This window comes from Vibrio sp. SCP2 (assembly GCF_059295395.1).
Map to the genome: position 1 here is coordinate 597,818 of NZ_JCAFVV010000001.1, position 11,824 is coordinate 609,641.

The window sequence follows — 11,824 nt, forward strand, 5'->3', positions numbered from 1 at the left end:
TTTTCTTTCACTGCTAAAACATAGGAGGAGTTATCTCCTCCTTTTTCATCAACCGCCACTCCCTGACTGGATTAATTATCAACTCGATAAAACTTCCTACTTCGCACTTCTCTAATTTATAAGCAACAAAACACTTAATTAGTCTTCATAAGCTACTGTCTGTACTACACTAAATCTATAATGCAACTACACGAGTATTAACAATGAAAAAGCCCGTACTCTTAGTTGATGATGAGGTGAACATCCTTAATTCATTTCGTCGAACTTTGAGAAGTCATGTCGATATCGATCTTGCAAACAGTGGCGAGCAAGCACTCGAACTCATCTCCAAGAAGCAGTACGCTGTGATTGTGTCTGATATGCAAATGCCTGTCATGAATGGACTGCAATTGCTGCAAGCCGTAAAAGATAAGTCACCTGACACAGTGCGTATGATGTTTACCGGGAATGCTGACCAACAAACAGCGGTCGATGCCGTCAACTTAGGCGACGTATTTCGTTTTATCAATAAACCCTGTACACCGGAACAACTACTAGGATTTATTAACGCTGCCATTCGGCAATACGAGCTTATCGTTGCAGAGAAAGTACTGCTTAACAAGACGTTAAAAGGCGTCATTAATGTCCTGAGCGATGTTGTCTCTCTTGTCAGCCCTGAAATCAATGACCGCAGTAATAAAGTTCAATTCCATATGCAGCAGTTAGGTAAAGCGCTTAACCTAAAGCCTCATTGGAGTTTTGAGCCGATGGTTCAATTGTCTCAACTCGGCTTTATTATTTTTCCCCAAAGCACCTTAGAAAATATTAGTAGCGGACAAGTCATCACTGAAGAAGATCGTCAACTCTTCGACCAACACCCTTGCCTTTCATCAGATCTACTCAAACAAATCCCTAGGATGAGCGGGATTGCTAAGACTATTCTCTACCAAGAGAAAGGCTTTAATGGAGAAGGTAATCCCATTGATGACGTTCAGGGAACCGACTTACCCTACGGTTCAAGAATGCTTAAGGTTGTCTGTGACTATATAAAACTTGAAAGTGCCGGCTATACCATCCCTGATGCCGTTGAACAGCTCGACAACCAAGATCACCTCTATGACCCAAGCATACTGAGCGCTTTTAAATCGACGCTCGATTTTGAACCACCAAAAATTTTCGTCGATGTCAGCTTCCTAAATCCCAACATGATTATTGAGCAGGAGATTCGAACCAACCGTGATCAACTTATTGCACGAAAAGGACAGAGAGTGACTCAAACTTTGATGAATATTGTGCACCACTGCCTAGAGAACAAAGCGGTAGCCGGGGAAGTTTGGGTAACCATGATTGAACCGGAAGAGCACGATCAAATTGAGAGTGAAGAGAAAGCGCAGAGTTTTTAATCAGCGCCTTAATGGAATAACTAACAACGTAAACAAAGGAAAGGTCGGGCTATGGTAGAGTTTTGGCGATTTAAATCCGTTGACTTAGCGGATTACAATTTACTCCAAGGAGAGTTCCACTACTCTTTGGTCTTACTTTCCATTCTTGTCTCTAGCTTAGCCGCTTACTCTTGCTTGATCGTCATTGAGCGAATGTGGAGCTCAAATGAGGCGAAAACGGTCAGCTTGTGGCGTTTATTTGGCAGTATTGTGTTTGGCCTTGGTGTATGGGCAATGCATTTCACAGGCATGTTGGCGTTTATGGTGCCTGCGCAAATGTCCTATCATCCTGGTATAACCGCGTTGTCTTTTATTCCACCAGTCGTTGGCGCTTACTTCGCGTTTCAAGTCCTTTATAGTCAACGATTCTCACTATTAGATATTCAGCTTAGTGCGCTGTACTTAGCACTGGGTATTGGCTCGATGCACTACCTTGGCATGGAAGCGATGCAGATGGACGCCCTGATGGTCTATGACTTCGTCTGGTTTGTTCTCTCTATTCTGATTGCTTTTTTGTTTGCTTGTATCTCAATCTATATGATCAAACTTCGCAATCGCCATTATGGAGAGAACGTTACTCATCGTGCCTTAATAGCTCCTATTATGGGCCTTTCGGTCGCTGGTATGCATTACACGGCTATGGGTGCTGTGAGCTTTTACGCCTTAACCGATACTCCAACCGTACATAACCATATGAGCGACGCTCATAACATTGCTTTGATAGTGGCTCTATTTGTATTGCTAATCTGTGCTGCAACATTCGTCGCGTCTATAGTCGACCAACGCCTCCAACGAGCAGAGCACTCTATTGTCGCCAGTAAGTTGCGTGAGCAAGATATCCTCAACAACCTCGCCGATGGTGTCATCATCGTTGATCAAGAAGGCATCATAGATAGCATTAATGACATGGGGCTAAGGATGTTCGAGTATGAAAAGGAAATGATCGATCACAAGAACATCGAAGACCTAATGCCAACCTTTGATAAAGTCTCGTTGCAAAATGGTGCCAACAACGATTTAGAGCACCGAAGCAACCTGACCACAGAAGGAATTAAAAAAGACGGCCGCTCGTTTCCCATAGAAGTAAGCCTTTCTGCACTTACAATTCGCAACGAAGATAAGAAGCTTTTTAACTGTGTTATCCGTGATATCTCGACACGGATGGAGCTTGAGCAGCAGTTAAGGCAAGCACAAAAATTGGAATCAATGGGACAACTTGCCGCTGGTATCGCCCATGAGATAAACACGCCAACGCAATATGTTTCTGACAACACAATATTTTTGAAAGACGCCTTTCAGACCTGCCTAAACACTATCAACCAGATTACAGAAACCATTGAAAAGGCGGAGGATCAACCTGTCGAGAAGCTAAAATCACAGATCAAAAGCGAAATTGCTGAAAACGATATGGATTTTATCGCAGAAGAAATCCCTCTCGCTCTGGATCAGTCCTTAGAAGGGCTGCAACGTATTAGCAAAATCGTAAAGGCAATGAAGTCTTTCTCGCATTCAAGTAACCACGAGATGCACCAAGTCGATATTGCAGAAGCCATTGAGTCGACAATTACCATTGCACGTGGAGAGTGGCGCTATGTCGCTGAAGTAGAAACCAGTTTTGACTCTAGATTACCTGCTATTCCTTGTTATCGTGATGAATTTAACCAAGTAATGCTTAACTTCATCATTAATGCGGCTCACGCAATCGAAGAAAAATTTGGTCGTCAAGACGGCACTTTGGGCACGATCAAGGTCTCAACCCATTTCGAGGAAAATACTGCTCAGATTCGCATCCAAGACAATGGTACGGGTATACCGAAAAATATTATTGACCGAATATTCGACCCTTTCTTCACCACAAAAGACGTCGGCAAAGGGACAGGGCAAGGGCTTAGTTTGGCTTACTCAGTTATCGTCGATTTACATAAAGGAGCAATTTCTACCGACAGTACTGTTGGAGAGGGAACGACATTTACTATTTCACTACCGTTAGACAACGTGAGCGTTGGCACTGAAGAGAGACTAGATAATGAAGCTGCTGCTAGTTGATGATGAACGCATGATCCTGAACGGATTAAAGCGAGCCCTTTTTGGAACTGGATGGAAGATATTTACCGCAGAAGGCGGTGAAGAAGCATTGCAGTTTTTGGAAGAGCATGAGGTCGATTTAATTATCTCAGACATGCTAATGCCGAAGATGAACGGTGCAGAACTGCTTGAAGAGGTGAGTAAAAGGCATCCAGGTATTATACGTGCGTCATTGTCCGGGTATTCGGATCCAGATGTCACAATAAAAGGCGGTTTTTTCGCCCACCAAGCTTTTATGAAGCCTTGCGATCCAAGTGTCATCAAGGCGGAAGTCCAGCGTATTGAAGAGATTCTTGAATTGTTCCCTGATCGAGTGATTCAAAATGCAATTGGTACGATTACATCGCTGCCAGTAGCGCCCAAGCTGTTCTTTGATGTTAAGCGTACCTTAATGGATCCCAACTCCTCGATGCATGATGTGGCAAAGCTCATTAGTGAAGAGCCGGCAATGTGCGCTAAGATCATTCAGATATCTAATAATGCCATCTTTAGAGGACGCAAAGAGATCAAGAGTATCTCTGAAGCAATCACTCGTTTAGGTGGCCAAGTGGTCACTAATATTATCGCCATGCTTGAAGTCTATTCTGTCTCCATGAATGAACCGAGCAAGCCATTGGAAAAAATTCAATCGCACAGCCTTAAAGTCGCAAAGCTCGCCTCAACCTTAGTTGAACCTGACCTCAAGGATACGACTTTTCTTGTGGGTATTCTTCACCGTATTGGTGAGTACGTCAGAATGAAAATTGCCCCTGATCTAATGAGCGCGTTTCTAAATCCTAAAACCAAAGGCAACGATAAATCGCACTTAGAACACTACCTGTTTAAAACCAAATCAGAGCAGCTTGGGGGATACCTACTGCACTTTTGGGGCTTTCCTTTGCCCATCATTGAAGGGGTCTTAAACCATGATGACCCAGAAAAGCTAATGGAGTCTGATTTTAGCCCAGCCTGTGCGGTGTATATCGCCAACTCTATTTTGAGTGGCAAAGCCGTCAATGAGGAGTTTGCTGCCCACTTTGATTTAGAGAGTACACTTGCCGTTTTAGAACAGAATCATCAGGTTTAATTGGCAACTCTCTATCGGTGATTTCTTTGTAGATTGATTTAAAACACTTGAGTCGTCACAAAAGTCAGGTAACTTATCGTTTTTAAAAACAGTCCTAAGAGACGACATTAGCCACTATGCCGACACCTGATATAAAGTTCGTAGCCACCGATATGGATGGCACGCTTCTCGATGAAAATAGCCAACTCAACCCAGAGTTTTTTAATCTATACCAGCAATTAGAAGAGAAAGGCATTATCTTCGCTGCGGCCTCTGGGCGACAGTACTACAGCCTAATGGAGACCTTCTCACCAATTAATGATCGCATGATGTTCATCGCTGAAAACGGTACATTGGTGATGCACAAAGGTGAAGAATTGTATAGCTGTGAGATCGACAAACCTTCAATCAAATCAATTATTGAGGCGGCTAGAGGCATTTCTGGCGCGCAAATAGTTTTATGTGGCAAACATTCAGCGTATATCGAAACGCAAGATCCGCAAGCGCTTGAGGAGTTCGCTAAGTATTACCACAAGTGCCAGTATGTAGACGATCTGCTTAGTGTAGATGATGATTTCATCAAGGTCGCCATCTGCCACTTCGACGGTACAGAAGAGCTGGTTTTCCCTACTTTCGACCAAGCGTTTGGTCAGACCCATCAAGTGGTTGTGAGTGCCAAAATCTGGCTCGACGTGATGAACGCTGAAGCTTCAAAAGGCGCTGCGATCGAGCACCTACAAAACACGCTCAACTTTACTCACGAGCAAACCATGAGTTTTGGTGATTACCTTAATGATCTAGAGATGCTTAAGGCGAGCTATCATTCATATGCAATGGATAATGCTCACCCTAAGATTAAAGAGATTGCACGCTTTCAGGCGCCAAGCAATCGTGAGGCTGGTGTATTTACCGTCATTCAGCGTGAACTACTAAGCTAAGCTTGATAAAGCTCTAACGGTAAGCCGTCAGGATCTTTGAAAAAGGTAAACGGCTTACCAGTAAACTCATCAATTCGAATCGGCTCAACTTCCACATCACACTTCATCAAATAAGCGGCGTACTGCTCTACCGAATCAACGCTAAATGCCAAGTGCCTTAATCCCTGCGCTTCTGGACTGGTTGGCCTCGCTGGCGGGTTAGGAAAAGAGAACAACTCAATCTGTCCCCCATCAGGTAAAGCAAGGTCAAGTTTGTAGGAATCCCGCTCAGCGCGGTAGTTTTCGGCAATCACAGTCAACTTGAGAACTTGGGTATAGAAACGTTTTGAAACCTCGTAATCAGAACAAATAACCGCAACATGATGTATTCTTTTGAGCTCCACGAATCCCCCTTATTCAATAACCAGTGAGCCGTCTTGATTGAACTGCCAAAAATCGGCGTAGGCCACTTCCCATAAATAACCATCAGGATCAGAGAAATAACCGCTGTAGCCACCCCAGAACACATCCTGCGCCGGTTTTTCTAGCTTGGCTCCTGCACTGACCGCAAGCGCTAACACTTCATCCACTTCCTGCTTTGAACGGGTATTGTGTGCGAGCGTCACCCCACTAAAGCCCTCTTTGACAACCGCCATATCCGGCGAAACATCTTTTGCTAATGCATCTAACGGATACAAAGCTAAGCATACGCCACCCGTTTTGAAAAAGATGATCCCCTCTTCAGGATTTTTGGAGGAAGGAAAACCTAGCTTGGAATAAAACTGATGTGAGCGCTCCAAATCCTGCACCCCTAAAGTAATTATGCTGACACGTGGTTCCATAACCCCTCTCCTTTAGTCCTTGTTTGAGTCTGATTGATTATCGTCATTGTGGTCACCGACCAACTCTAAACGTTTGGCAATCTCTTGCTGTTGGTTCGATATAGAATCCAATGCCTGAGCGGTAGTCTTAATCGCGCCAGCCATCGAAGAAATATTCTGCGTTGCTCGAACCAGTGTTTCTTGCATTGGGCGTAAAATCAACCATGCAATCGCAGCAATGATCAACACAATGACGAGTCCTATAACGCCGATAACCAGCAAAATTTGCGAGCGTAAGTCATTAAGAAAGCGCTCACTTTCTGTCGCAACAGCTTGTCTAGAATGTTCAAAAGCCCCCGGCATTGCGGCTACCGACTGTTTAGACAATACCACCAGTTGATTAAGATTATCTACGGTGTCAGTCAATAGCTGTTGTTGCTCATCATTCAAGTTTCCACTTTGCGCTATGCTGTTAAGCGCAACGCCAACTTGGTCGAGAGACTGACGGGTATCCTGAATCGCACCTTCGATTCCGTCCAGCTCTAGCGTCATATTGACATTGATAAACGCATTTTCGCGCGCTTCTTCTATGGGCTCTGCAAATACTAGACAAGTCCATAAGCTTAGTATGACTCCAAACGTTAGCTTCATACGATTCCTTTATCCTGATGATGCACTGCCTCGAATAATAGACTTATGCCTTGTTGATGACCATTCAAACCTTAAGCGAAAGCCAAAAAACGCTATCTCTCTGACGATTTCTTATCAAACACAAAAAAGCCGACAACTGAATTGTCGGCATTTTAACGTTTTACTCATTACCAAAGCGCAGGATTATTAAATCCTTCTACACATGTTGGGCGACTTTCAAGCGCTTGAATCATGTCTGAAGATAATGTCTGCACCATCCAACCATGAGGGAAGCTCAGTGTTAACGGTGCCTTAAATTGCTCTTCAGACGTCGGATTGAAACCCACTCTAGTGTAGAAGTTTGGGTCACCATATGTGAAAGCTAACTTCACACCTTGGCTGCGCATCGTGTCTATGCCATGACGGATTAATGCTTGCCCAATCCCCTGTCCTTGATACTCAGTGCTAACCGCTACCGGTGCCATCAAGAAGCTTGCGTGTTCCTCAGTAAAACCAAGACGAGTAAATAGAATGCTCGCAACAATCTTTTGTTCATCTCTCGCAACAAAAATCGCGATGTCTTGCTCTGGTGTCGTCTCTACTAGTGTGTTCACTAGAGTGCCAATAACTTTTCCTTCCTCTACGCCTTCAGAGTCTCCAAAGGTTTTAGTGAATAACTGAGTAAGTTCGTCTGTCTCTTTCGGATTAAATAGACCGTAGTTCATAGTGTGTTCCTCTTTAAAGTTTATGCGCGCAGCTTAAACTGTAAAGCTGTAGACAGGTCAACACTGACTGATCAAAAAATTCACCCTGTTTTAAGAATAAATATCTGATAATTGAACTCACCATTACGGTTGTCATAAGCAGAGATCTCGCGGTTCAAATCCGCGAGAGCAGATGAGCCAGCTAACTCGTGCGCGAGTTCATTCACCCGAGCTTTTAGCGGTTGGTAGTAGTTGTCCCAAGCTTGATCACTGACAGGGAATGAATCGACTAACGTATATCCAGCTCGCTTTGCTTGCTCAATGCGCGTCTCTTCAGTGGTCACATCGGGGTACTCTTTGTGCCAAAAGCTCATGGCATCGGACGATGGCTCCTCTACACTCCAGACCAAATCACTCAGCACTAGATAACCTTCATCGGACAAGAGATGTCGCCACTCCTTAAAAGCATTCTCAACTCCCATGATGTACGCACTGGTCTCACACCAAATCAGATCAAACTGCTTAGATTCAAATGGCAGTTTCGCCATATTGGCGCAAACGGTAGTCACACGTTTTCTTTCACCGAGCTGCTGCATGATTTGATTAATATTGTCTAATGCATACTCTTCGTTATCGACCGCTGTAATGTGCGCTTGGGTATGCTCTAGCAGTGTTCGGGTCGCAATGCCCTGCCCACAGCCAATTTCTAAAATATGCTTAGGTGAAAAGGGCAGTTTCTGAATCGCTGAATGTGTATCTTGTTGGCTTCCGGGCCCCCAACACGTCAGTTGGCTGAAAACCAGATCAAAGTCTCGCATATAGCGATCGTGTTCATTCATATCTTTTGATAACCATTTCAAACGCATAGCCTGTTTCTCATCAAAACCTTGTTTTATCAGCCAGTCTAAATGCGCATCAGGGGCAAGTTGGTCGAGGGTATCGTGCCACTCGCTAAGAGAACTTTCGCCTAATAACGCGGCAAGCAGTTCGCGGGACTTTTGCTTTTGCGAGATTTCTTGATCGAGCTGATTCAGCCTGTCTTTCAACAAATCACGATTGATTTGTGCATCTAAGCAAGCCTGACACTCTTTCAAAGTTAAACCGCCAGCCTGTAGTTTTTGCAGCAAAAGCAAACGCTGGAGATCTTTGTCACTATAGGAGCGATAGCCGTTCGCTTGTCTCGCTCCTTTAATAATGCCTAGCTTTTCGTAATAAAGCAGAGTGGTACGAGAAATACCCGCCCGCTCTGCTAATTGAGAGATCTTGTACATCCGTCCACTCATAGCTTCTAGTCGATATCATTAACTCTAAACTATAAAGCGATAGACGGGTCAAGTAAGCTCGCTATTTTCTGCTTGGCATCTCCGCTTGGGTCAAATAACCATCATTGTTTCTATCAAATCGACTGAAATCTTTCGCCAACTTGCCTTTTGCTTCGAGGCGAGAGATTTTCCCGTCACCATTTCGGTCCATGCGAGAAAAGTGCCCGTTATTCGAACCAGCCATATTTTGCTTACCTTTTGACGACATAGAAGAAGCGCTACCACCATTTTGGTAACTTTCTGCTGGTCGATTCGCTAAAGCTGGCTGCTGAACAAACTCGACACCGCCACCAGCAACACATCTAACCATGTTATCAATTCGAATCGCATCTCCCTGAGGACCATGTCCAGTCGGGTATTGACCTGCATCTCCGGTTTTAGGATCACTGCGCTGAGAGCCCGCACCATGAACATCAATCCAAGCATTGCGCATGTAACCTAAGGATGACCCGAAGGCGACATACGCACCATGCCCGCCGTTTCTCATATTTTCGTGAGTCGTGCTACTCCAGTAGTTCGCGTAATCCTCGCGGTTTGCTTCACTGGTGATCGCAGTCGTATTGAAAATTGGATCAATTGCCGCGCTGTTACTCGTGGCAGGCGAACGCGTGTAATCAACGATAGATTGCAGTTCCTTCACGCTTGGTAGCCTCCAGTCGCTTCTGCCCGCCAGTTCAAGGTTTTCGCAGTAGGTCAAAGCTTGAGGAAAATCCATCTGCGATTGGCTATCGGACTGCTGCCAGACAAGACTCGTCGCGTTGTCAGTGATGGTGCCGTTGTTATTATCTGCAAATTGGTTGATGCCGTAATCTGGGTTACCTCGCACGGCGAGAACATAAAAGGTTTTGTCGCCACCACGCGGGCTCGCAATGCCATAACCCTTAATGCGTCCATCAATAAAGTTAACGCCAAATACCGTTTCGTCTTTGTTCATGGTGGTAGAAACATACTTGGTGCTCGACACAAACTGACTGTCAATCAGCCTTTCGCCAGAATGAACATCTCCCGCATTCATATCGAAGTACCTTGCATCAAGGAAAGGAATCATCTTAACGGTGCCGGACTGATTAACACCACTTGGGTCTTGGCCATCAAACAAAATCAAAGAATAGAGCTCTTTAATCGAGGGCAAGCGCCAATCACTATAACCACCATGATTCAATGAGGCGACATAATCCAACGCATCGTCATAGCTCAGCTTATCTTGTGCATCTATCTTGCCATCGCCATTGAGATCGGTTGACTGTGTCCACATAAGACCCGTCACGTTGTCACTTACGGTGCCATTACTATTTTTGGTGTAGCTTGGGGTATTGCCTTGATATTGAGCGTCTTGTCCAAAAGTGTCATCAGAAGAAGAGGGACAAGAGCTCAATGTGTTTCTAAGCCCAAAACATTGGCTTTGGTTGGTATCTACTATCGGTGTGGTTAGCTCGTTTGCATTAGCCGCACTAGACCATACGGCGAAACAAGCTATAGCTAACAAACTGTTTATTGGTGCATTTTTCATTGTCGTTCCCTGTTTGCTCAACGTAATCATAGTCTAGATGGTGGCAAGTAAAGAAACACATTGAGAGCGTAAATGTATGTAAAGCTCACGCGAGAGTTACGATATTCGCCTCACCTGAGAACACAGTAGGCCCAATGCAGCGAATAATTGAACAACAAAACAAGATATAAAGATGGCTTCTATGCCGAAGTGAGCAATCAAATAACCCGATGCCGCCAAGCCAAAAGGCATCAGCAACTTAAAGATCGAACCCGTGATACCTGCAACTCTACCTAAAAACTTCTCTTCAAACGCTTCCTGTCGGTAGCTCCAGATACAAATACTGCTATACAAACCAACGGCAGAAATCCATAAAAATGCCGCAGCCATACCCCAGACATTGTTGACGATTAGCGGCAGAACAAAACCAAGAGATTCCAAAACTATCGAGCCAATCAGAACCACGCCTAAACTCAATCTTGCCCGCAATTTATCTGCACTAAATGACCCTAACAGCCCACCAACTCCCGATGCGGCGACCACGTAACTCACCTCCAAAGCGTTAAACTCAAGTTCTGATTTCGCGTAGAATATTGCTTGGATCCAGAAAACGGCTCCTGTTGTGTTAATCACCATGACCGCAATAGTAATTGTCCACATGTTGCGTTCAGCTCGTAACACTGTCCAACCTTCTTTTAATGCCGCAAAGACACTCTGCTTTTTTGGCGGTTCACTTGGAGCAAGCGTTAACCTTTCTAATTGCCAATATGAAAGCAACAGAAGCACCGCGACAGCGAGAAAAACATTGTGGATTGTCGACATCAGCATCAATGCTCCCGATAACACTGGTCCAACCGTTTCCATCACGCTGTTTAACGAACTCATCCGCGCTATCGCAGTATTTTGCGTTTCAGGAGCCAATGCCCTTTTCATCATCGTCATGCGCGCATTGTGATAGCCATAGTTAAACGCCATCATCAAAAAGGCGGCGGGGAACAGGACCCAAAGTGGCTCACTTAGCCACTCCACTGCAAGATACGAACACAAAACGACCACCAACTGACCCAACAACATCGCTTGTGACCAACGCTTCTTATCAACGCGATCGACTACCACACCGATAAACAGCGCCAAGAGTAAATTTGGCAAAAATTCCACTGCACGCATCCACCCCATCATCTTTGAAGATTGCGTCAGTTCATAAACCAACAGTGGTAATGCGAGATTGTAAATCTGCGCTGAGAACGCAACAAACAACGCGCTGGAAAATAGAATTTGAAATGGCCTGTTACGCCAAATTGAAGTTTGAGGCTTAGCTAACGTATTCATTTATTTCTCCTTTCATCCTGAATAGAATCTCTTATTATCGAGATTAAAAGATGAAGAAAAA

At 44.6% G+C, this 11,824-nt stretch carries 11 protein-coding genes; 4 read left to right on the forward strand and 7 right to left on the reverse strand.

Annotation, left to right across the window (positions count from 1 at the left end):
* The first annotated feature begins 203 nt into the window (after positions 1-203).
* The 4 genes from AC5O63_RS02910 to AC5O63_RS02925 all read left to right on the forward strand — a co-directional run bounded on the left by AC5O63_RS02910 (position 204) and on the right by AC5O63_RS02925 (position 5,489).
* Positions 204-1,382 (forward strand): HD domain-containing phosphohydrolase, encoded by a 1,179-nt coding sequence (locus AC5O63_RS02910; RefSeq protein ID WP_494503849.1) that lies wholly within the window; start codon positions 204-206, stop codon positions 1,380-1,382.
* Positions 1,383-1,433: 51 nt separating this feature from the next.
* Entirely contained in the window at positions 1,434-3,467 is a 2,034-nt protein-coding gene (locus AC5O63_RS02915; RefSeq protein ID WP_494503850.1) for an MHYT domain-containing protein, read from the forward strand.
* The gene (locus AC5O63_RS02920; protein WP_494503851.1) at positions 3,448-4,572 is read left to right on the forward strand and encodes an HDOD domain-containing protein; all 1,125 of its coding nucleotides are present in this window, start codon (positions 3,448-3,450) and stop codon (positions 4,570-4,572) included. Before AC5O63_RS02915 ends, AC5O63_RS02920 begins: the two co-directional genes overlap by 20 nt.
* 116 nt (positions 4,573-4,688) lie before the next feature.
* On the forward strand, positions 4,689-5,489 hold the full coding sequence (locus AC5O63_RS02925) for a Cof-type HAD-IIB family hydrolase (RefSeq protein ID WP_486796325.1): 801 nt from the start codon (positions 4,689-4,691) through the stop codon (positions 5,487-5,489).
* On the opposite strand, the gene gloA2 is transcribed toward AC5O63_RS02925, so the two are convergent.
* From gloA2 to AC5O63_RS02960, 7 genes are all read right to left on the reverse strand, one after another.
* Positions 5,486-5,872 (reverse strand): SMU1112c/YaeR family gloxylase I-like metalloprotein, encoded by a 387-nt coding sequence (gene gloA2 / locus AC5O63_RS02930; RefSeq protein ID WP_171383861.1) that lies wholly within the window; start codon positions 5,870-5,872, stop codon positions 5,486-5,488. The two genes, AC5O63_RS02925 and gloA2, sit on opposite strands and share 4 nt — an antisense overlap.
* 9 nt (positions 5,873-5,881) lie before the next feature.
* Positions 5,882-6,310, reverse strand: coding sequence for a VOC family protein (locus AC5O63_RS02935; RefSeq protein ID WP_494503852.1), 429 nt, complete (start codon positions 6,308-6,310; stop codon positions 5,882-5,884).
* Positions 6,311-6,322: 12 nt separating this feature from the next.
* On the reverse strand, positions 6,323-6,940 hold the full coding sequence (locus AC5O63_RS02940) for a hypothetical protein (protein WP_494503853.1): 618 nt from the start codon (positions 6,938-6,940) through the stop codon (positions 6,323-6,325).
* A 167-nt stretch (positions 6,941-7,107) separates the two neighbouring features.
* Positions 7,108-7,644 carry a GNAT family N-acetyltransferase gene (locus tag AC5O63_RS02945; protein WP_494503854.1) on the reverse strand — a complete coding sequence of 179 codons (537 nt, stop codon included), beginning with the start codon at positions 7,642-7,644 and terminating at the stop codon, positions 7,108-7,110.
* Between the two features lie 80 nt (positions 7,645-7,724).
* Positions 7,725-8,894, reverse strand: coding sequence for a methyltransferase domain-containing protein (locus AC5O63_RS02950; protein ID WP_494503855.1), 1,170 nt, complete (start codon positions 8,892-8,894; stop codon positions 7,725-7,727).
* 73 nt (positions 8,895-8,967) lie between these two features.
* On the reverse strand, positions 8,968-10,455 hold the full coding sequence (locus AC5O63_RS02955; RefSeq protein WP_494503856.1) for an Lcl C-terminal domain-containing protein: 1,488 nt from the start codon (positions 10,453-10,455) through the stop codon (positions 8,968-8,970).
* Between the two features lie 96 nt (positions 10,456-10,551).
* Positions 10,552-11,763, reverse strand: coding sequence for an MFS transporter (locus tag AC5O63_RS02960; protein WP_494503857.1), 1,212 nt, complete (start codon positions 11,761-11,763; stop codon positions 10,552-10,554).
* Between the last annotated feature and the right edge of the window lie 61 nt (positions 11,764-11,824).

What these genes read in the sequence shown, in the direction of transcription:
- AC5O63_RS02910 (WP_494503849.1), top strand. Translation starts at nt 204, where the DNA reads ATGAAAAAGCCCGTACTCTTAGTTGATGATGAGGTGAACATCCTTAAT.
- AC5O63_RS02915 (WP_494503850.1), top strand. Translation starts at nt 1,434, where the DNA reads ATGGTAGAGTTTTGGCGATTTAAATCCGTTGACTTAGCGGATTACAAT.
- AC5O63_RS02920 (WP_494503851.1), top strand. Translation starts at nt 3,448, where the DNA reads ATGAAGCTGCTGCTAGTTGATGATGAACGCATGATCCTGAACGGATTA.
- AC5O63_RS02925 (WP_486796325.1), top strand. Translation starts at nt 4,689, where the DNA reads ATGCCGACACCTGATATAAAGTTCGTAGCCACCGATATGGATGGCACG.
- AC5O63_RS02935 (WP_494503852.1), bottom strand. Translation starts at nt 6,310, where the DNA reads ATGGAACCACGTGTCAGCATAATTACTTTAGGGGTGCAGGATTTGGAG.
- AC5O63_RS02940 (WP_494503853.1), bottom strand. Translation starts at nt 6,940, where the DNA reads ATGAAGCTAACGTTTGGAGTCATACTAAGCTTATGGACTTGTCTAGTA.
- AC5O63_RS02945 (WP_494503854.1), bottom strand. Translation starts at nt 7,644, where the DNA reads ATGAACTACGGTCTATTTAATCCGAAAGAGACAGACGAACTTACTCAG.
- AC5O63_RS02950 (WP_494503855.1), bottom strand. Translation starts at nt 8,894, where the DNA reads ATGTACAAGATCTCTCAATTAGCAGAGCGGGCGGGTATTTCTCGTACC.
- AC5O63_RS02955 (WP_494503856.1), bottom strand. Translation starts at nt 10,455, where the DNA reads ATGAAAAATGCACCAATAAACAGTTTGTTAGCTATAGCTTGTTTCGCC.
- AC5O63_RS02960 (WP_494503857.1), bottom strand. Translation starts at nt 11,763, where the DNA reads ATGAATACGTTAGCTAAGCCTCAAACTTCAATTTGGCGTAACAGGCCA.